The sequence below is a fragment of the Streptomyces sp. PTL18 genome (assembly GCF_059510295.1).
The window spans coordinates 79802-99145 of record NZ_JCAJZO010000011.1; the positions used below are offsets into that span (position 1 = coordinate 79802).

Annotated in this window: 20 protein-coding genes; 18 read left to right on the top strand and 2 right to left on the bottom strand. The window is 70.8% G+C overall.

Translation table 11 applies throughout. From position 1 onward, the window contains the following. Positions 1-24 precede the first annotated feature (24 nt). From lepB to AC5WS8_RS21915, 8 genes are all read left to right on the top strand, one after another. Complete coding sequence (gene lepB, locus AC5WS8_RS21880; protein ID WP_496105132.1) at positions 25-762, top strand: signal peptidase I; 738 nt, start codon at positions 25-27, stop codon at positions 760-762. Beyond that, the gene (locus AC5WS8_RS21885) at positions 752-1288 is read left to right on the top strand and encodes an NUDIX hydrolase (protein ID WP_496105133.1); all 537 of its coding nucleotides are present in this window, start codon (positions 752-754) and stop codon (positions 1286-1288) included. Before lepB ends, AC5WS8_RS21885 begins: the two co-directional genes overlap by 11 nt. 56 nt (positions 1289-1344) lie before the next feature. Continuing rightward, positions 1345-1653, top strand: a complete 309-nt coding sequence (locus AC5WS8_RS21890) for a DUF2469 domain-containing protein (protein ID WP_003965949.1) — start codon at positions 1345-1347, stop codon at positions 1651-1653. A gap of 91 nt (positions 1654-1744) precedes the next feature. Beyond that, positions 1745-2146 carry a YraN family protein gene (locus AC5WS8_RS21895; protein WP_496105134.1) on the top strand — a complete coding sequence of 134 codons (402 nt, stop codon included), beginning with the start codon at positions 1745-1747 and terminating at the stop codon, positions 2144-2146. Position 2147: 1 nt separating this feature from the next. Next, positions 2148-3773: a YifB family Mg chelatase-like AAA ATPase gene (locus AC5WS8_RS21900; RefSeq protein WP_496105135.1), complete on the top strand. Its 1626-nt coding sequence runs from the start codon at positions 2148-2150 to the stop codon at positions 3771-3773. Then, a complete protein-coding gene (gene dprA, locus AC5WS8_RS21905) occupies positions 3770-4930 on the top strand; it encodes a DNA-processing protein DprA (RefSeq protein WP_496105136.1) in 1161 nt (386 codons plus the stop codon). Before AC5WS8_RS21900 ends, dprA begins: the two co-directional genes overlap by 4 nt. 272 nt (positions 4931-5202) lie before the next feature. Further along, positions 5203-6045 carry an RNA polymerase sigma factor WhiG gene (gene whiG, locus AC5WS8_RS21910; protein ID WP_496105137.1) on the top strand — a complete coding sequence of 281 codons (843 nt, stop codon included), beginning with the start codon at positions 5203-5205 and terminating at the stop codon, positions 6043-6045. A 99-nt stretch (positions 6046-6144) separates the two neighbouring features. Further along, positions 6145-6702, top strand: a complete 558-nt coding sequence (locus tag AC5WS8_RS21915; protein ID WP_496105239.1) for a TetR/AcrR family transcriptional regulator — start codon at positions 6145-6147, stop codon at positions 6700-6702. Between the two features lie 56 nt (positions 6703-6758). On the opposite strand, the gene AC5WS8_RS21920 is transcribed toward AC5WS8_RS21915, so the two are convergent. Next, positions 6759-7382, bottom strand: a complete 624-nt coding sequence (locus AC5WS8_RS21920; RefSeq protein WP_496105240.1) for a murein hydrolase activator EnvC family protein — start codon at positions 7380-7382, stop codon at positions 6759-6761. A gap of 297 nt (positions 7383-7679) precedes the next feature. Here AC5WS8_RS21920 and rpsB point away from each other — a divergent pair, with 297 nt between their 5' ends. The 10 genes from rpsB (at position 7680) to AC5WS8_RS21970 (ending at position 18454) form a co-directional block, all read left to right on the top strand. Beyond that, positions 7680-8537, top strand: a complete 858-nt coding sequence (rpsB, locus tag AC5WS8_RS21925; protein WP_496105138.1) for a 30S ribosomal protein S2 — start codon at positions 7680-7682, stop codon at positions 8535-8537. 220 nt (positions 8538-8757) lie between these two features. Then, entirely contained in the window at positions 8758-9594 is an 837-nt protein-coding gene (tsf, locus tag AC5WS8_RS21930) for a translation elongation factor Ts (RefSeq protein WP_496105139.1), read from the top strand. A 191-nt stretch (positions 9595-9785) separates the two neighbouring features. Then, positions 9786-10544: a UMP kinase gene (gene pyrH, locus AC5WS8_RS21935; protein WP_103839950.1), complete on the top strand. Its 759-nt coding sequence runs from the start codon at positions 9786-9788 to the stop codon at positions 10542-10544. A gap of 168 nt (positions 10545-10712) precedes the next feature. Beyond that, entirely contained in the window at positions 10713-11270 is a 558-nt protein-coding gene (frr, locus tag AC5WS8_RS21940) for a ribosome recycling factor (RefSeq protein WP_044388432.1), read from the top strand. Then, positions 11270-12397: a phosphatidate cytidylyltransferase gene (locus AC5WS8_RS21945; RefSeq protein WP_496105140.1), complete on the top strand. Its 1128-nt coding sequence runs from the start codon at positions 11270-11272 to the stop codon at positions 12395-12397. The genes frr and AC5WS8_RS21945 overlap by 1 nt, the downstream gene beginning before the upstream one ends. Before the next feature lie 185 nt (positions 12398-12582). Continuing rightward, complete coding sequence (locus AC5WS8_RS21950; protein ID WP_496105141.1) at positions 12583-13260, top strand: YceI family protein; 678 nt, start codon at positions 12583-12585, stop codon at positions 13258-13260. A 104-nt stretch (positions 13261-13364) separates the two neighbouring features. Beyond that, positions 13365-14471 carry a dual-specificity RNA methyltransferase RlmN gene (gene rlmN, locus AC5WS8_RS21955; protein WP_496105142.1) on the top strand — a complete coding sequence of 369 codons (1107 nt, stop codon included), beginning with the start codon at positions 13365-13367 and terminating at the stop codon, positions 14469-14471. Between the two features lie 268 nt (positions 14472-14739). Then, complete coding sequence (locus tag AC5WS8_RS21960; RefSeq protein WP_496105241.1) at positions 14740-15783, top strand: thiamine ABC transporter substrate-binding protein; 1044 nt, start codon at positions 14740-14742, stop codon at positions 15781-15783. Continuing rightward, positions 15759-17423, top strand: coding sequence for an ABC transporter permease (locus AC5WS8_RS21965; RefSeq protein ID WP_496105143.1), 1665 nt, complete (start codon positions 15759-15761; stop codon positions 17421-17423). Before AC5WS8_RS21960 ends, AC5WS8_RS21965 begins: the two co-directional genes overlap by 25 nt. Positions 17424-17425: 2 nt before the next feature. After that, on the top strand, positions 17426-18454 hold the full coding sequence (locus AC5WS8_RS21970; protein WP_496105144.1) for an ABC transporter ATP-binding protein: 1029 nt from the start codon (positions 17426-17428) through the stop codon (positions 18452-18454). Positions 18455-18535: 81 nt separating this feature from the next. Here the strand turns inward: AC5WS8_RS21970 and AC5WS8_RS21975 are convergent, their stop codons facing one another. After that, positions 18536-19216, bottom strand: coding sequence for an LAETG motif-containing sortase-dependent surface protein (locus tag AC5WS8_RS21975; RefSeq protein WP_496105145.1), 681 nt, complete (start codon positions 19214-19216; stop codon positions 18536-18538). Positions 19217-19344 lie beyond the last annotated feature (128 nt).

The window sequence follows — 19344 nt, forward strand, 5'->3', positions numbered from 1 at the left end:
TCTCCGACCTGGGGAGCTGTGGGAATGAGCGGGACTGGTCGTGCGGACAAGGGCCGCGGACGGCTCGGCAGCAGGCTGTCGGGACTGGCCGTGGCCCTCGGCTGTGTGCTCTTCCTCGGCGGGTTCGCCTGGGGCGCCGTCGTCTACCAGCCCTACACCGTGCCCACCAACTCCATGTCGCCCACCATCGCCGCCGGTGACCGGGTCCTCGCACAGCGCGTCGACGGCGCCGACGTCCGGCGCGGCGACGTCGTCGTCTTCCGCCAGACCAGCTGGGGCAACATGCCGCTGGTCAAGCGGGTCGTGGCGGTCGGCGGCGACACCGTCGGCTGCTGCACCGACGGTAAGCTGACCGTCAACGGCAAGCAGATCGACGAGCCCTACCTCGCCAAGGGTGAGCCCGCCGAGTTCAAGACGATCCCCACGATCACCGTCCCCAAGGACCGGCTGTTCGTGCTCGGCGACGAGCGCAGCGGCTCCCTGGACTCCTCCGCCCACCTCACGGAGGCCTTCAACGGCACGGTGCCGCGCAATGCGGTGGACGCCCGGGTGGACGCCGTGGTGTGGCCGATGTACGGCATGCTGGCCCGCCCGACGGGCTTCCAGGCACTGGGCCCGATCTCCTCGCCCGGGCCGCTGCGGCTGGTCCTCGGCGTGATCGGGTCGGGCGCGGTGCTGGTGCTGGGAGGCGCGGCCTACGGGCCGATCGCGGGGCGCAGGCGCAGCACCGCGGTGCGCACGGAGCCGGCGCGTGCCCGCTGAGCCCTCCCCGCCCGCGCCCAAAACGCCGGACGAGCCGGGCGCCGCCGGGCCGCGCAGGGTGGCCCGGGTGGTGCTGCTGGACCCCGACGACCGCATCCTGCTGCTGCACGGCCATGAGCCGGAGGACCCGGCGGACGACTGGTGGTTCACTCCCGGCGGCGGCGTCGAGGGCGACGAGTCGCGCGAGCAGGCCGCGCTGCGGGAAGTGGCCGAGGAAACCGGTATCACGGAGGTCGAACTGGGCCCCGTGCTGTGGCGGCGCAGGTGCTCGTTCCCGTTCGCGGGCCGCCGCTGGGACCAGGACGAGTGGTACTACCTGGCCCGTACCACCCAGACGGCCACGGCCGCGCCGAACCTCACGGAACTGGAAAAACGCAGTGTCCTGGGAGCACGGTGGTGGACGTGCGGAGAACTCGCCGAGGCGCATGAGACGGTGTATCCGAAGAGACTCGCCGAGCTGCTGCGCACACTGCTCGACGAAGGTCCTCCCGCCGGACCTGTGACCCTGGACACGGAAATCGTCTAGGGCCTCACAGGAGTGGCGCACAATGGGGGGATCGCACGGCTGAAGGGGAACATGCCATGAGCGCCGAGGACCTCGAGAAGTACGAGACCGAGATGGAGCTCAAGCTCTACCGGGAGTACCGCGATGTCGTCGGTCTGTTCAAATACGTGATCGAGACCGAACGGCGCTTCTACCTCACCAACGACTACGAGATGCAGGTGCACTCGGTCCAGGGCGAGGTGTTCTTCGAGGTGTCCATGGCGGACGCCTGGGTGTGGGACATGTACCGGCCCGCCCGTTTCGTGAAACAGGTACGCGTCCTCACATTCAAGGACGTGAACATCGAGGAGCTGAACAAGAGCGACCTGGAGCTGCCGGGCGGCTGAGCGACACGCCCGGGACATCACCCGTGTGGGTGACGGAGTTCTCCACAACCGCCGAGTAGTCCACCAAGATCCAACCGGTGGAGCCCGACGCGTGACGGTTGGCGCCGGAGGTGGTGCCGACATGAACACACACCAGGCACGCAACGCACTCGGCAGGTACGGAGAGGACCTGGCCGCCCGACGCCTCACCGCGGCCGGGATGACCATCCTGGAGCGCAACTGGCGCGACGGCAGAAGCGGCGAGATCGACATCGTCGCCAGGGACGGCGACGCCCTCGTCGTCTGCGAGGTGAAGACCCGCAGGGGCGGCTCCTTCGAGCACCCGATGGCCGCCGTGACCCCCCAGAAGGCGGCGCGGCTGCGCGACCTCGCCGAACGCTGGATCCAGGCCCACGGCGGCGCCCCACCGGGAGGCGTCCGCATCGACCTGGTCGGCGTCCTGCTCCCCGAGCGCGGCGCACCCGCCGTCCAGCACGCACGGGCGGTGGCCTGAGATGGGCTTCGCGCGCACCTGCTCCGTCACACTCGTCGGCGTCGAAGGCGTGGTCGTCGAGGTCCAGGCCGACCTCGAACCGGGCGTCGCCGCGTTCACCCTCGTGGGCCTGCCCGACAAGAGCCTCACGGAGAGCCGGGACCGGGTCCGGGCCGCCGTGGTCAACTCGGGCGGCGAATGGCCCCAGAAGAAGCTCACCGTCGGACTCAGCCCCGCCTCCGTCCCCAAGGCCGGCAGCGGATTCGACCTCGCCGTCGCCTGCGCGGTGCTCGGCGCCGCCGAACGGATCGACCCCCGGGTCCTCACCGACATCGTCATGATCGGCGAACTGGGCCTGGACGGACGGGTCCGGCCGGTCCGCGGCATCCTGCCCGCGGTCCTGGCCGCCGCGGACGCCGGCTACGAACAGGTGGTCGTGCCGGAATGCGCCGCCGCCGAGGCCTCACTCGTCCCCGGCGTGTCCGTACTCGGCGTCCGCAGCCTGCGGCAACTCATCGCCGTCCTCGCCGATGAGCCCGTACCCGACGAAGAACCGGCCCTGGAAGGCCGACCCGACCCCCTCCACGCGGGCCTGCGCCTACCGGGCACCGGAGCCGCCACCGGGATGCACAGCATGGGTGCCCCGCAGCACGACACCGGCCACGACCTCGCCGACGTCGTCGGCCAGAACTCGGCGCGCACCGCGGTCGAGGTGGCCGCGGCAGGCGGCCACCACCTCTTCCTCGAAGGCCCGCCCGGCGCGGGCAAGACCATGCTCGCGGAACGGCTTCCCGCCATCCTGCCCAGGCTCGGCAGGCAGGAATCGCTGGAAGTCACGGCGGTGCACTCGGTGGCCGGCCTGCTCCCTCCCGGCAATCCCCTGATCGACGTCGCCCCCTACTGCGCCCCGCACCACTCGGCCACCATGCAGGCCCTCGTCGGAGGCGGTCCCGGTGTCGCCCGGCCAGGCGCCGTGTCACTCGCCCACCGAGGCGTGCTCTTCCTCGACGAAACCCCCGAGTTCAGCAGCCACGCCCTGGACGCCCTGCGGCAGCCCCTGGAGTCCGGGCACGTCGTGATCGCCCGCAGCGCCGGCGTCGTACGATTCCCCGCCAAGTTCCTCATGGTGCTCGCCGCCAACCCCTGCCCCTGCGGACGCTTCTCCCAGCGCGACACCCAGTGCGAATGCCCACCCTCGGCGGTCCGCCGCTACCAGGCCCGGCTCTCCGGACCCCTCCTGGACCGGGTCGACCTGCGCGTCGAGATCGACCCCGTCACCCGAGCCGAACTCACCGACCGCGGCGCCCGCGGAGAGAGCACCGCGACCGTCGCCGACCGCGTCCGCGCCGCCAGACAACGAGCCGCAGCCCGCCTGGCCGACACCCCCTGGCGGACCAACAGCGACGTACCGGGGCGCGAACTGCGCAACCGCTGGCACGCCGCACCCGGAGCCATGGACGAGGCCGAGCGCAACCTGGAACGGGGCGTGCTCACCGCCCGGGGGCTCGACCGCGTGCTGCGCGTGGCCTGGACGGTCGCCGACCTCGCGGGCCACAACCGGCCGAACGCCACGGACGTCGCCCTGGCACTGCAACTGCGCACCGGCGTCCCGAGGGGCGTGCCGATGACGATCGGAGCACCCGCATGAGCGAGGACGGCACCCCGGACGCCCAAACCCTCGCCCGGATCTTCCTCACCCGGGTCATCGAACCCGGAGACGAGGCCGCCGGCCGCTGGCTGCGGGAACACGGCCCCGAGGGACTGGCCCGGCGGCTGCGCGAAGGCGGCAGACGACTGCCGGGAGCGACGGAAAAACGGTGGGCAGGACTCCTCGCGCGGGCCGCACGAACCGAGCCGGAACGGGACTGGGCCGCCGCCCGGGAGACGGGCGCGAGATTCGTGTGCCCCGGGACGACCGAGTGGCCCGCCCAACTCGACGACCTCGGAGACGCACGCCCCATCGGGCTGTGGGTGCGCGGGCGGCCCAGCCTGCGCCTGTGGGCCCTGAAGTCCGTCGCCGTCGTCGGCGCCCGCGCCTGCACCGAGTACGGCGCACACATCGCGGCCACCCTCGCCGCCGACCTCGCCGAGCGCGGCTGGGTCGTCGTGTCGGGCGGCGCCTACGGCGTCGACGGCGCCGCCCACCGGGGGGCCCTGGGGACAGGCGGCGCCACCGTCGCCGTCCTGGCCTGCGGCGTCGACCGGCCCTACCCGCGCGGACACAGCCGGCTGATCGACAGGATCGCCGAGCAGGGGCTCGTCGTGGGCGAGCTGCCCCCCGGGGAGCACCCGACACCGAGCCGGTTCCTCGTCCGCAACAGGGTCATCGCGGCACTCACCCGCGGCACCGTCGTCGTCGAGGCCGCCCACCGCAGCGGCTCCCTGGTCACCGCGCGTGCCGCAGCGCGGCTCGGCCGCTTCCTCATGGGCGTCCCCGGACCCGTCACCAGCGCACTCTCGGCCGGCGTGCACGAACTGCTGCGCGGCGAGTCCGAACTCGTCACCGATGCCGCGGACGTCGTGGAACTGGTCGGCGACATGGGCGAACTCGCCCCAGAACGAAGCGGCCCCGTCCTGCCCCGCGACCTGCTGGAACCCGCCGCCCGCCAGGTCCTGGCCGCCCTGCCGGCGCGCGGCACCGCGTCCGCGCACGAGATCGCCCGCGGCGCGCAGACCACCCGGGACGACGCAGTCGGGAGACTGTACGAACTCCGATCACTTGGATTCGTCGAACGACACGGCGACGGCTGGAAGTTGACACGCCAGGCGATCACAGCCGGCCGACAAGATCACCTCCCGTGCTGACCGAGCGTGTGTCGGCCGTCCGGGCGACCCCCGACAGCCTTGGCGTTTCCCACAGTTGACCCTTTCCGGCGATCACGCACGGCTACCGCGGCGGCTGCGGCAACCGCCCCGTACGGCCATTTCGCGCACGGGTGATCCGCTGCCCTTCGCACACTGCGACACCGCAGTCACGCTACGCTCACGAGGTTCCGACTCAGACGAGCCATCTCGGCACCAGACCGACAGCTCACCCAGGTACCACCAGTTCACTGCAGAACGGCACAAGGCGACGAATGCCCCAGCACACCTCCGGGTCCGACCGGGCGGCGCTTCCCCCAGCCGCCCGTGACGGCGGCAACGTGCGCCCGCCCGCTCCCTCGACGCTCGACGAGTTGTGGCGGTCGTACAAGGAGACGGGGGACGAGCGGTTGCGGGAACAGCTGATCCTGCACTACTCACCGTTGGTGAAATACGTGGCCGGCCGGGTGAGCGTCGGCCTGCCGGCCAACGTGGACCAGGCGGACTTCGTGTCATCGGGGGTCTTCGGGCTCATCGACGCGATCGAGAAGTTCGACATCGACCGGGAGATCAAGTTCGAGACGTACGCGATCACCCGGATCCGGGGCGCCATGATCGACGAACTGCGGGCGCTGGACTGGATCCCACGATCGGTCCGGCAGAAGGCACGCAGTGTGGAGCGGGCGTACGCCACCCTGGAGGCGCGCCTGAGGCGGACGCCCACCGAGGCGGAGGTGGCCGCGGAGATGGGCATCGGCGTCGAGGAGCTCCATGCCGTCTTCAGCCAGTTGTCCCTCGCGAACGTGGTGGCCCTGGAAGAACTGCTGCACGTGGGTGGCGAGGACGGCGACGGGCTGAGCTTCATGGACACGCTGGAGGACACCGCCGCCGACAATCCGGTGGAGGTGGCCGAGGACCGGGAGCTGCGGAGGTTCCTGGCGCGCGCCATCAACACGCTGCCCGAGCGCGAGAAGACCGTGGTCACGCTCTACTACTACGAGGGGCTCACGCTGGCCGAGATCGGCAACGTGCTCGGCGTCACCGAGAGCCGGGTCAGCCAGATCCACACGAAGTCGGTCCTGCAGCTGCGGGCCAAACTGGCCGCCTTCGGCCGCTGAGGCGCGATCCCGTCACCGGCCGCGTGTGGCCGGAGCGACTGCCGTCGGTGCCGGTCCGTCCGTACAGTGGGGGACGTGCCAAGGATTCGAGCGGCCTCCGTGGCCGAGCACCGGTCGATGCAGCGAGCCGCCCTGCTGGACGCGGCACGGTCCCTGCTCTCCGAGGGAGGCACGGAGGCGCTGACCTTCCCGGCTCTCGCCGAGCGCACGGGCCTGGCCCGCTCCTCCGTCTACGAGTACTTCCGCTCCCGCGCGGCCGTCGTCGAGGAACTGTGCGCGGTCGACTTCCCCGTGTGGGCGGCGGAGGTCGAGGCGGCGATGGCGGCGGCGGAAGACCCCGAGGCCAAGATCGAGGCCTACGTACGACGGCAGCTCGCGCTCGTGGGAGACCGGCGGCACCGGGCCGTGGTGGCCATCTCGGCCAGCGAACTCGAAGCCGGGGCCCGCGAGAAGATCAGGGCGGCGCACGGCGGGCTCGTCGCGATGATCGTCGAAGCCCTGCGCGACCTGGGCCACCGCGAACCCCGACTCGCCGCGATGCTGCTCCAGGGCGTGGTCGACGCGGCGGTACGGCGCATCGAACTGGGCGCGGCGGAGGAACCGGAGGCGATCACGGAGGTGGCGGTGGGGATGGCGCTGCGCGGCGTCCGGGGCTGATCCCCGCCCCCGCCCCCTCCCCCCTCCCCACCCCGCCCCCGAGCACCAGCCCTCGCCTACGACACAGGCACCGACACAGGCACAGGCACCCCCTCGACCGGCAGCAACCGGGAGGGCCCCGCCCGCAGCAGCCAAGGCGGCAGGAGCGACAGCGGGTCCAGGTATGTGTCCCCTCGGCGCAGGCCCCAGTGCAGGCACGGGCCCGGGCAGTGGGTCGTGGGCGGTTCCAGTGCGCCCAGTACGTCACCCGGGGCCACCTCGTCCCCTTCGCGTACCGACGCGCGTACGGGCTCGTACGTCGTGCGCAGCGGAGGGTCGCCGGTACCCGTCAGGTCGACCGAGACCACGCCCCGTCCCGCCACCCGGCCCGCGAACGTCACCCGCCCGGCGGCGACCGCCCGTACCGGGTCCCCCGCGGCTGCCGCCAGGTCCACGCCCCGGTGGCCCGGGCCGTACGGAGTCGCCGGGGGCTCCCAGCCCCGTACGACCGTGGGGCGCACACCCACCGGCCACAGTCGGCCCACGGCCGGCACCGAGCCGTCCGGGCCCGGCGTGGGCGCCCCCGGTGAACGCCCCCGGGCCGCCGCAGGCGCCGCTGTCGACGGTTCCCGGGCCGGCGGTGGTGCCACGGCCGGAGGCCGCCCGCCCGCCCATGCCGCCGTGGCCGGGATCCCTGCCATGACCAGGAGCAGTGCCGCCGGCCATGTCCGCACGCATCGCTTCGTTCGCATGCGGGTACCGTGCCGGACCCAGGGCGGACCTGCCGGAACCTGTGGACAACTGCCCGGTTGTGGACAGCGGCGTCACCCGCCACCCCGGCGGTCCCGTACACTTCTTGTGGCGATCCGGGTCACCGGGTCGACTTCGCACGCCCCGACACCGGGCCCCCGCGGGCCGGTGTCAGCGCCTCCTCGGTCCTTCGCGGCACGGCGCACGCGGGCGTCAGGGACAACCGAGAAAACACAAGGAGAACGGCCATGGCCGTCGTCACGATGCGGGAGCTGCTGGAGAGCGGCGTCCACTTCGGTCACCAGACCCGTCGCTGGAACCCGAAGATGAAGCGCTTCATCTTCACCGAGCGCAACGGCATCTACATCATCGACCTGCTCCAGTCGCTGTCGTACATCGACCGCGCCTACGAGTTCGTCAAGGAGACCGTCGCCCACGGCGGCACGGTCATGTTCGTCGGCACGAAGAAGCAGGCGCAGGAGGCCATCGCCGAGCAGGCCACCCGCGTCGGCATGCCCTACGTCAACCAGCGCTGGCTGGGCGGCATGCTCACCAACTTCTCGACCGTCTACAAGCGTCTGCAGCGCCTGAAGGAGCTCGAGCAGATCGACTTCGAGGACGTCGCGTCCTCCGGTCTGACCAAGAAGGAGCTCCTGGTCCTCTCCCGCGAGAAGGCCAAGCTGGAGAAGACCCTCGGCGGTATCCGCGAGATGCAGAAGGTGCCGAGCGCCGTCTGGATCGTGGACACCAAGAAGGAGCACATCGCGGTCGGCGAGGCCCGCAAGCTCAACATCCCGGTCGTCGCCATCCTCGACACCAACTGCGACCCCGACGAGGTCGACTACAAGATCCCGGGCAACGACGACGCGATCCGCTCCGTCACCCTGCTCACCCGTGTGATCGCCGACGCGGTCGCCGAGGGCCTCATCGCCCGTTCCGGCGTGGCCGCCGAGGGCAAGGGCGAGAAGGCCGCCGGCGAGCCGCTCGCCGAGTGGGAGCGTGACCTGCTCGAGGGTGAGAAGAAGGCTGAGACCGAGGACGCAGCCCCTGCCGCCGAGGCCGAGAAGCCGGCCGAGGCTCCGGCCGCCGAGGGCGAGCAGGCCTGACCTTCAGGGCCGTTCGGCTGAGATGAGGGCGGGGGGCGCCGTGGGCGCCACCCGCCGTTCACCCGCAGCCCTTAGATCTGCTTCGGGCCGTAGATTCGCACCGGCGGATCTCCACCGGCCGTAGATCTCCGTAGCCCGTAGATCTTCGGCGGCCGCCCGCCCCCGGGTCGGCGGCCGCCGCTTCGAGACTTCGAACTCCGAGAAGAGATTCACGAAAATCATGGCGAACTACACCGCCGCCGACGTCAAGAAGCTCCGTGAGCTCACCGGCGCCGGCATGATGGACTGCAAGAAGGCGCTGGACGAGGCCGAGGGCAACGTCGACAAGGCCGTCGAGGCGCTCCGTATCAAGGGCCAGAAGGGCGTCGCCAAGCGCGAGGGCCGCTCCGCCGAGAACGGCGCCGTGGTCTCCATCCTCGCCGACGACAACTCCTCCGGTGTTCTCGTCGAGCTGAAGTGCGAGACCGACTTCGTCGCCAAGGGCGAGAAGTTCCAGGCCGCCGCCCAGGCGATCGCCGAGCACGTCGCCAAGACCTCCCCGGCCGACCTCGAGGCCCTGCTCGCCTCCGAGATCGAGCCCGGCAAGACCGTGCAGGCGTTCGTCGACGAGGCCAACGCCAACCTCGGCGAGAAGATCGTCCTCGACCGCTTCGCGCAGTTCGCCGACGGCTACGTGACGGCGTACATGCACCGCACGATGCCCGACCTGCCGTACCAGATCGGCGTCCTCGTCGAGCTCGACAAGCCGAACGCCGAGGTCGCCAAGGGCGTCGCCCAGCACATCGCCGCCTTCGCGCCGAAGTACCTCTCCAAGGAGGACGTCCCGGCCGAGGTCGTCGAGTCCGAGCGCCGCATCGCCGAGGAGACCACCCGCGCCGAGGGCAAGCCCGAGGCCGCCCTGCCGAAGATCGTCGAGGGTCGCCTCAACGGCTTCTTCAAGGACGCCACGCTGCTCGGCCAGCCCTACGCGCTGGACAACAAGAAGTCCGTCCAGAAGGTCCTGGAAGAGGCCGGTGTCACCCTGAAGCGCTTCACGCGCATCAAGGTCGGCATCTGAGTCCGGACCGCGATCGACGCGCGACCCCGGTAGGGTCGGAAGCAGTCGTCTGCGCACCCGCGTAGGCCGACCCGCACACGCGTGTGGCGGACGACAGCAGATCTGACGAGGAGGCCATTGCCGCGCATGGGATGCGAAACACGCCCCACCGGCAATGGCCTTCTTCGTATGCGCACCACGAGGAGATCTCCATGACCACCAAGGCCGAGAAGAGCGACGACGGCAAAGTTCGCGGCCGGTTCCTGCTGAAGCTGTCCGGAGAGGCGTTCTCCGGCGGCACCGGACTGGGTGTCGACCCGGACGTGGTGCATGCCATCGCCCGGGAGATCGCGGCCGTGGTGCGCGACGGATCCCAGATCGCCGTCGTCATCGGCGGCGGCAACTTCTTCCGCGGCGCGGAACTCCAGCAGCGCGGTATGGACCGTGCCCGCTCCGACTACATGGGCATGCTCGGCACGGTCATGAACTGCCTCGCCCTGCAGGACTTCCTGGAGAAGGAGGGCATCGACTCGCGCGTGCAGACCGCCATCACCATGGGTCAGGTCGCCGAGCCGTACATCCCGCTGCGCGCCGTGCGCCACCTGGAGAAGGGCCGTGTGGTCATCTTCGGCGCCGGTATGGGCATGCCGTACTTCTCCACCGACACGACCGCCGCCCAGCGGGCCCTCGAGATCGATGCCGAGGCGCTGCTGATGGGTAAGAACGGTGTGGACGGGGTCTACGACTCCGACCCGAAGACCAACCCCGAGGCCGTCAAGTTCGACTCGCTCAGCTACGGGGAGGTCATCACCCGCGACCTGAAGGTCGCCGACATGACCGCGATCACGCTGTGCCGGGACAACAAGCTGCCCATCCTCGTCTTCGAGCTGCTGGCGGAGGGCAATATCGCGCGGGCCGTCAAGGGTGAGAAGATCGGCACACTCGTGGGTGACCAAGGCGGCCGGGAGTGACCGGAGGCAGACCCGTCGGGGGTGGACCCCGTCCGGGCGACGGACCCTGACCGGGGGATGGACAATGTCCTGCCGGTCGGGAACCGTGCAGGAAGAAGACGCGACGCAGCCGGCCGCAGACCGATGAGGACCGTTGCCGGGCCTACTCAAGACACGCAGGAGCAAGTGGTGATCGAAGAGACCCTCCTCGAGGCCGAGGAGAAGATGGAGAAGGCCGTCGTGGTCGCCAAGGAGGACTTCGCCGCGATCCGCACCGGTCGTGCGCACCCGGCGATGTTCAACAAGATCGTGGCCGACTACTACGGTGCACCGACGCCGATCAACCAGCTGGCCTCGTTCTCGGTGCCGGAACCGCGTATGGCCGTGGTGACGCCGTTCGACAAGAGCGCGCTGCGCAACATCGAGCAGGCGATCCGCGACTCCGACCTGGGCGTCAATCCGAGCAATGACGGCAACATCATCCGTGTGGTGTTCCCCGAGCTCACCGAGGAGCGGCGCCGCGAGTACATCAAGGTCGCCAAGGGCAAGGGCGAGGACGCCAAGGTCTCGATCCGCTCCGTCCGCCGCAAGGCCAAGGACGCCATCGACAAGCTCGTCAAGGACGGCGAGGTCGGCGAGGACGAGGGCCGCCGTGCGGAGAAGGAGCTCGACGACACCACCGCGAAGTACGTCGCCCAGGTGGACGAGCTGCTCAAGCACAAGGAAGCAGAGCTGCTCGAGGTCTGATGAACGACTCTTCCTGGGGGGCGCCGCCACAGGCCGGGTACTGGGGGCCCACCGAGCAGGGGCCTGGCCAGGGCGTCGGCCCGGCGGGTCCCGCGTACGATGCGCATGACGCCCAGCAGACTCGCCCCATGCCCATCGTGCCCGAGGTACCCGCGCCCGGCGGAGACCAGGATGACGACCGAGGGGCCGCCGCCCGTCGACGCGGCCCCCTGTTCCGCGACGAGACGCCGCAGGTGCCGTCCCCGTGGACGGCGCCGCAGAATCCGGAGCCCATGCCCGACGTCCCGCAGCCGGCACCCGCACCGCAGAAGAAGAGTGCGGGCCGCGACCTGGGCGCGGCCATAGGGGTCGGCGTCGGGCTCGGCGTCGTGATCGTCGCGTCGTTGTTCATCGTCAAGGCCGTGTTCGTCGGTGTCGTAGCGGTCGCCGTCGTGGTGGGACTGTGGGAGCTGACGAAGCGGCTGGAGGAGCGCAAGGGCATCAAGGCGCCGCTGGTGCCGCTGGCGGTCGGCGGCGCGGCGATGGTCGTCGCCGGGTATGTGCGGGGCGCCGAGGGGGCCTGGGTGGCGATGGCGCTCACCGCGCTGGCGGCCCTGGTCTGGCGTATGACGGAACCGCCGGAGGGCTACCTCCGGGACGTCACGGCAGGCCTGTTCGCCGCCTTCTACGTGCCGTTCCTGGCCACGTTCGTCGCCATGATGCTGACCGCCGGCGACGGCCCGCAGCGGGTGCTGACCTTCCTCTTGCTGACGGTCGTCAGCGACACGGGCGCGTACGCGGTCGGCTGGCGCTTCGGCCGGCACAAGCTCGCCCCCCGTATCAGCCCGGGCAAGACCCGCGAGGGACTCATCGGGGCGGTCGCCTTCGCGATGGGCGCGGGCGCGCTGTGCATGCAGTTCCTGATCGACGGCGGCTCCTGGTGGCAGGGCCTCCTGCTGGGGCTCGCGGTCGCGGCCAGCGCGACCCTCGGCGACCTGGGCGAGTCCATGATCAAGCGGGACCTGGGCATCAAGGACATGGGGACACTGCTGCCGGGTCACGGCGGCATCATGGACCGCCTGGACTCGCTGCTGCCGACGGCGCCGGTGGTGTGGCTGCTGATGGTCCTGTTCGTAGGGTCGTCCTGACCTGCGCCGACCGGGCGCCCGCCCACCGCACGGTGCCAGAGGGGCGCGTCGTCCACAGGGCGGCGGGCCCCTCTGTCCCGTCGCGTCCGTAAGACGCACCCACCTGTGAAGGTCTGCTGATGAAGGGTCGGGTTTTCCGACCAGGCCTTGCGGGCCCCGGTCACGCTGACATAACTACATGCGGCATGAACCTTTTCGGCCGCAGCTCCCCAGCCCGACGCGCGGCGGCTCCCGCCGCACCCGTGGCCTCCGGTGCCCCGCTGAGCCCCGCCGCCCCGGCGCATCGGAGTGCCGGTGTTCGGCCCGATCCCGCCCTGCAGGCGCTCACCGGCGAGTGGATGATCGACCCCGCGCACAGCAGGATCGGGTTCTCCGTGCGGCACGCCATGGTCACGACGGTGCGCGGCGCCTTCACGGAGTACGACAGCCGCCTCTACTTCGACGGCCGCGACCCGGCCCGCTGCCGTGCGGACATCGCGCTGTTCACCGCCAGTGTCGACACCGGCGTCGAGCAACGTGACGCGCACCTGGTCGGCCGCGACTTCCTGGACGCCGCGACCTACCCACGGATGATCTTCACCAGCAGCGCCGTGCACCTCGTGGACGCGGACGTCTACCGCATGACCGGTGACCTCACCATCAAGGACACCACACGTCCCGTCGACCTGGAGCTCACCTACATCGGCCATGTGACGGACCCGTTCGGTTACGAGCGCGTCGGCTTCGACGGCACCACCACCATCAACCGTTCCGACTGGGGCCTGACCTACAACGCCAGACTGGCCGAGGGCGGTGCCATGGTGAGCGAGAAGGTCCGCCTCCAGTTCGACATCGCCGCGATCCGCACCACCCCCACCGGCTGAACGAGCACGGGGCCCGCCCCTGCAGCGGCCCGAGGCGGGTCCTTGCGAGCCTGTGAATCCTCGGTCACGGGCCACACCGGTGGATCTGCGACACTGGGAGGACCATGCCCAAGCCCGGAGAACTCACTTTCGTCGCGCCGCGCGGAGCCAAGACGCCACCGCGGCATCTCGCCGATCTCTCGCCCGCCGAGCGCAAGGAGGCGGTCGCCGCGATCGGCGAGAAGCCGTTCCGCGCCAGGCAGCTCTCGCAGCACTACTTCGCGCGGTTCGCTCACGCGTCGGAGCAGTGGACCGACATCCCGGCGCCCTCTCGCGCCAAGCTGCAGGAGGCACTGCTCCCGGAGCTGATGACGGTCGTGCGGCACCTGTCGACGGACCAGGGCACCACGCGCAAGACGCTGTGGCGGCTGTTCGACGGCACCCTCGTCGAATCCGTGCTCATGCGCTACCCCGACCGGGTCACCATGTGCATCAGCTCGCAGGCGGGCTGCGGCATGAACTGCCCGTTCTGCGCCACCGGTCAGGCGGGCCTGGACCGCAACCTGTCGACCGCCGAGATCGTGCACCAGATCGTGGACGGCATGCGGGCGCTGCGCGACGGCGAGATCCCCGGCGGCCCGGCGCGACTGTCCAACATCGTCTTCATGGGCATGGGCGAGCCACTCGCCAACTACAAGCGCGTCGTGGGTGCGATTCGAGCCCTCACCGATCCCGCGCCGGACGGGTTGGGGCTCTCGCAGCGCGGCATCACCGTGTCGACGGTCGGTCTGGTGCCGGCCGTCAACCGGTTCGCCGACGAGGGCTTCAAATGCCGTCTCGCCATCTCCCTGCACGCCCCGGACGACGAGCTGCGCGACACCCTCGTGCCGGTCAACACGCGGTGGAAGGTGCGCGAGGTCCTCGACGCCGGGTTCGACTACGTCGAGAAGTCCGGGCGCCGGCTGTCCATCGAGTACGCCCTCATCCGGGACATCAACGACCAGGAGTGGCGCGGCGACCTGCTGGGCCGGCTGCTCAAGGGCAAGCCCGTGCACGTCAACCTGATCCCGCTCAACCCCACGCCCGGCTCCAAGTGGACCGCCTCCCGCCCGGAGGACGAGAAGGCGTTCGTCGAGGCGATCGCGGCCCACGGTGTACCGGTGACGATCCGGGACACCCGTGGCCAGGAGATCGACGGGGCGTGCGGTCAGCTCGCCGCGACCGAGCGGTAGTCTGAGGGCTGTTCCGTCAGTACGTACATCTTCATATTCCGACAGGGGAGCGCCACAGCGCTGAGAGTGCGGTATCGACCGCAGACCCTCTGAACCTCGCCCAGGTCATTCTGGGTAGGAAGTTCGGTCTTCACTCGAGCTGTTGCGCCCTGCCCGGGAACCGTCCAAAGGTCCCGGGCAGGGCCGCGTCTCTTCCTGGTCACCCCCAGGAGGAATCCAGTTGAGCATCACCGGTAAGCAGTGGGCGGCCGTCGTCGCCGGGCTGGGCATGGTCACGTTGTCCGCGTGCGGATCGTCCGGTTCCGGCAGCGGGAGCGGAAGCGGCGGCGACTCCAGGACCGTCACCCTCGTCAGCCACGACTCATGGGCCGCCTCCAAGAGCGTCATCGCGGCGTTCGAGAAGGAGTCCGGTTACACCGTCAGGGTCCTCAAGGACGGCGACGCGGGCCAGGCCGTCAACAAGGCGATCCTCACCAAGGGCGACCCGCAGGGCGACGTCTTCTTCGGCGTCGACAACACGCTGCTGTCGCGGGCGCTGGACAACGGTCTGTTCCAGCCGTACGCGGCGAAGGGCCTCGACCAGGTGGGCGCCCCGTACCGGCTGGACGGGGACAAGCACCGGGTCACGCCCATCGACTACGGCGACATCTGCGTCAACTACGACAAGAAGTACTTCGCCGACCACAAACTGACCCCGCCGTCCTCCTTCGACGACCTCATCAAGCCCCAGTACAGGAACCTCCTCGTCACCGAGAACGCCTCCACCTCCTCGCCCGGGCTCGGCTTCCTGCTCGGCACCGCCGCCAAGTACGGCGACACCGGATGGCAGGACTACTGGAAGAAGCTCAAGGCCAACGGTGTGAAGGTGGTCGACGGCTGGGAGCAGGCCTACAACCAGGAGTTCTCCGGCTCCGCCGGCGGAAGGAAGGCCAAGGGGGACCGGCCGCTCGTCGTCTCCTACGCCTCCTCGCCGCCCGCCGAGGTCGTCTACGCCCAGCCGCGCCCGAAGACCGCGCCGACCGGTGTGGCCACCGGCACCTGCTTCCGTCAGATCGAGTTCGCCGGTCTGCTGTCGGGCGCCCACAACACCAAGGGCGGCAAGGCGTTCCTCGACTTCCTGATCACCAGGAGGTTCCAGGAGGACATGCCGCTCAACATGTTCGTCTACCCGGTGGTCAAGGGAGCGAAGGTGCCCGCTGAGTTCACCGAGTACGGACCCGCGGCCCAGGACCCCGAGACCATGGCCCCCACGAAGATCGCAGCCAACCGCGACCAGTGGGTCAAGTCGTGGACGTCGCTCGTACTGAAGTGACGCGGCGCAGGCGGGGGAACGCGACGCGGCTCGGGCTGACGGCCCTGCCCGTCGCGTTCTTCGCCGTCTTCTTCGCCTACCCCGTGGCCGCGATCGTCGCACTCGGTCTGAAGGCCGACGGGGCCTGGCGGCTCGGGCGGATCCTGGACGTGCTCGCCGAGCCGGACATGCGGCACGTGCTGTGGTTCACGACCTGGCAGGCGCTGGCGTCCACCGCCCTGACCCTGCTGATCGCGCTGCCCGGCGCGTACGTCTTCGCGCGGTACGACTTCCCGGGCAGGCAGCTGCTGCGCGCGGTCGTCACCGTCCCGTTCGTGCTGCCGACGGTCGTCGTGGGCACGGCGTTCCTGGCGCTGGTGGGTCGCGGCGGACTCCTCGACGACCTGTGGGGCGTTCGGCTCGACACCACCGTGTGGGCGATCCTGCTCGCCCACGTCTTCTTCAACTACGCCGTCGTCGTCCGCACGGTCGGCGGGCTGTGGGCGCAGCTCGACCCGCGCCAGGAGGAGGCCGCACGCGTGCTGGGCGCCTCCCGGCGCGCGGCCTGGCGGACCGTCACGCTGCCCGCGCTGGCACCGGCGGTGGCCGCCGCCGCGCTGATGGTGTTCCTGTTCACCTTCACCTCCTTCGGTGTGGTGCAGATCCTCGGCGGCCCCACCTTCTCCACCCTCGAGGTGGAGATCTACCGGCAGACCTCGGAGATCTTCGACCTGTCGACCGCGGCCGTGCTGACGGTCGTCCAGTTCCTCGCCGTGGGCGCGGTCCTTCTGGTGCACGGCTGGACCGTGCGCCGCCGCGAGAGCGCGCTGAAGCTGGTCGACGCGTCGCGCACGGCACGCAGGCCGCGTGGGGCCGGTCAGTGGGCGCTGCTCGGCACGGTCCTCGCCACGGTCGCCCTCCTGCTCGTGCTGCCGCTCGCCGTCCTCGTCCAACGCTCGCTCGACGCGCCCGGGTTCGCCTACTACAAGGCGCTGACCCGCAGCGACGACAGCACCTTCCTCGTCCCGCCCGTCGCCGCCGTCGTGAACTCCCTCCAGTACGCCGTCGCCGCCACCCTGATCGCGGTGCTCATCGGATCGCTCGCGGCCGCGGCCCTCGCCCGCAGGGACGCCGGCCGGTTGGTACGGGGCTTCGACGCGCTGCTGATGCTGCCGCTCGGCGTGTCCGCGGTGACCGTCGGCTTCGGGTTCCTCGTCGCGCTCGACAAGCCGCCGCTGGACCTGCGCGGTTCCTGGATCCTGGTGCCGCTCGCGCAGGCGCTGGTGGGCGCCCCCTTCGTGGTGCGCACGATGCTGCCCGTCCTGCGGGCCGTGGACGAACGGCTGCGGGAGGCGGCCGCCGTGCTCGGGGCGTCGCCGTGGCGGGTGTGGCGCGAGGTCGACCTGCCGATCGCGCGGCGGGCGTTGCTCATCGCGGCCGGGTTCGCCTTCGCCGTGTCGCTGGGCGAGTTCGGGGCGACCGTGTTCATCGCGCGACCCGACAACCCGACGCTGCCGGTGGCCGTGGCGCGGCTGCTCGCGCGGCCCGGCGATCTCAACTACGGGCAGGCGATGGCGCTGTCGACGATCCTGATGGTGGTGTGCGCGGTGGCGCTGGGCGTTCTGGAGAGGCTGCGGACCGATCAGGCAGGGGAGTTCTGACGATGCTCAGGCTGGAAGGCGCGACCGTACGCTTCGACGGGCGGGCGGTGCTCGACCGCGTGGAGCTGGAGGTCGCCGAGCACGAGATCGTGTGTGTGCTGGGGCCGAGCGGCAGCGGCAAGTCGACGCTGCTGCGGGCCGTGGCCGGGCTGCAATCCCTCGACGCGGGGCGGGCGTTCCTCGACGGCCGGGACCTGGACGGAGTGCCCGCGCACCGGCGTGGGGTGGGGCTGATGTTCCAGGACCACCAGCTGTTCCCGCAGCGGGACGTGGGCGGCAACGTCGCCTTCGGGCTGCGGATGCGCGGTGCCGCGCGCACCGAACGGGAGGACCGCGTGGGCGAGTTGCTCGACCTCGTGGGGCTGCCCGGTGCGGCGCGCAGGGCAGTGGCCGCGCTGTCCGGCGGTGAGCAGCAGCGCGTCGCGCTCGCCCGGGCCCTCGCGCCCCGGCCACGGCTGCTGATGCTGGACGAGCCGCTGGGTCAGCTCGACCGGTCGCTGCGTGAGCGGCTGGTCGTCGAACTGCGCGACCTGTTCGGACGTCTGGGCACGACCGTGCTCGCCGTCACCCACGACCAGGGCGAGGCCTTCGCGCTCGCCGACCGGGTCGTGGTGATGCGCGAGGGGCGGATCGCCCAGTCCGGTACGCCCCTGGAGGTGTGGCAGCGGCCCGCGAACGAGTTCGTGGCACGCTTCCTCGGCTTCGACAACGTGGCGGAGGCGACCGTCGCCGGCGAGGCCGCGGACACCCCGTGGGGAAAGCTCCCGGTGCCGGAAGGCTCTCCGCAGGGGCCCGGCACACTGCTGGTCCGCCCCGCGGGGGTGCGGCTGACACCCGCCACCGAGGGCCTGCGCTGCACCGTGACCGGCCGCACCTTCCGCGGCACCCACGTCACCGTACGCCTGCAGCCGGAAGACGCCCCCGCCCTGGAGGCGGCCTGCCCGCTGCGGTCGGCTCCGGAGCCCGGGGACGAGGTCGGGGTCGTGTTCGACGCGAGCGACGTCGTCGTGCTCACGGGCCCGTCCTCCTAGGAAACGCGGACGCACGACTTAAGGCGGTCCGCCCCCGGACGGGGACGGACCGCCTGTTCGTGTGCAGCCGGTGACGAGGTGTCAGTTCGTCTTCGACGAGCCGCGGCGGCGCATGCCGAAGAACACCGCGCAGCCGCCGATGACGACCAGGCCGCCGGCGATACCGGCGATCATGGGTGTGCTGGAGCTGGCGCCGGTCTCGGCGAGGTTGGAGCTGCCCGCCGCGGGCGAGGGCGAGTTGTCCACGGTGGTGGCGGGGGCCGTGCTCTCCGCCTGCGACGGCGTGGCCGGCGAGGAGGAGGACGGGGCCGGAGCCGGGGTGTCGGACGGCTTCGGGGTCGCGGAGGCCGGAGGGGTGGTCTCCGGGGCGGCGCAGGCCTTCGACGGCGTGGTCAGGACGTCCAGGTCCTGGTTGAGGATGCCGTCGACGGCGATGTGGACGCGGTACTTGGCGTTGGCGGTCCAGTTCTCGGAGAACGTGACGATCGCGCCGTCCTTGGAGCCGGTGACCAGCTGCTCGCCGACCTTTCTCGCGTCCGCGCCGTTCTCTTCCAGGTAGACGCCGACGGTCGCCTCCTTGCGCGAGGCGTCCTTGTCGGTGACGGTGATGACGCCCTTCCCTCCGTCGCAGGACGCGACGGCCGAGAAGTCACGGATGTTGCAGGCGAGCGCGTTGCCGGCGACGCCGAGCGCGAGCGCGGCGGAGGCCGAGGCGACGCCGAGGACGCGCGCCGTTCGAGCGGTGCGGGAGGATATGGACACGATTGCCCTTCACGGGATGTGCAACTGCGGGGGGTTCGGGGGGTGTTGCACTGTCACCACAACATCCCCGTGAGGCTCACAGGTTTATAAGCGTCAGCTAAGTGCTGTCAACGCCGGTGTCCGGCATG

Excerpts from the sequence above, each read along its gene's own strand:
- lepB (WP_496105132.1), top strand. The coding sequence starts at position 25 with ATGAGCGGGACTGGTCGTGCGGACAAGGGCCGCGGACGGCTCGGCAGC.
- AC5WS8_RS21890 (WP_003965949.1), top strand. The coding sequence starts at position 1,345 with ATGAGCGCCGAGGACCTCGAGAAGTACGAGACCGAGATGGAGCTCAAG.
- AC5WS8_RS21900 (WP_496105135.1), top strand. The coding sequence starts at position 2,148 with ATGGGCTTCGCGCGCACCTGCTCCGTCACACTCGTCGGCGTCGAAGGC.
- dprA (WP_496105136.1), top strand. The coding sequence starts at position 3,770 with ATGAGCGAGGACGGCACCCCGGACGCCCAAACCCTCGCCCGGATCTTC.
- whiG (WP_496105137.1), top strand. The coding sequence starts at position 5,203 with ATGCCCCAGCACACCTCCGGGTCCGACCGGGCGGCGCTTCCCCCAGCC.
- AC5WS8_RS21920 (WP_496105240.1), bottom strand. The coding sequence starts at position 7,382 with ATGGCAGGGATCCCGGCCACGGCGGCATGGGCGGGCGGGCGGCCTCCG.
- rpsB (WP_496105138.1), top strand. The coding sequence starts at position 7,680 with ATGGCCGTCGTCACGATGCGGGAGCTGCTGGAGAGCGGCGTCCACTTC.
- tsf (WP_496105139.1), top strand. The coding sequence starts at position 8,758 with ATGGCGAACTACACCGCCGCCGACGTCAAGAAGCTCCGTGAGCTCACC.
- pyrH (WP_103839950.1), top strand. The coding sequence starts at position 9,786 with ATGACCACCAAGGCCGAGAAGAGCGACGACGGCAAAGTTCGCGGCCGG.
- AC5WS8_RS21945 (WP_496105140.1), top strand. The coding sequence starts at position 11,270 with ATGAACGACTCTTCCTGGGGGGCGCCGCCACAGGCCGGGTACTGGGGG.
- AC5WS8_RS21950 (WP_496105141.1), top strand. The coding sequence starts at position 12,583 with ATGAACCTTTTCGGCCGCAGCTCCCCAGCCCGACGCGCGGCGGCTCCC.
- rlmN (WP_496105142.1), top strand. The coding sequence starts at position 13,365 with ATGCCCAAGCCCGGAGAACTCACTTTCGTCGCGCCGCGCGGAGCCAAG.
- AC5WS8_RS21960 (WP_496105241.1), top strand. The coding sequence starts at position 14,740 with ATGGTCACGTTGTCCGCGTGCGGATCGTCCGGTTCCGGCAGCGGGAGC.
- AC5WS8_RS21970 (WP_496105144.1), top strand. The coding sequence starts at position 17,426 with ATGCTCAGGCTGGAAGGCGCGACCGTACGCTTCGACGGGCGGGCGGTG.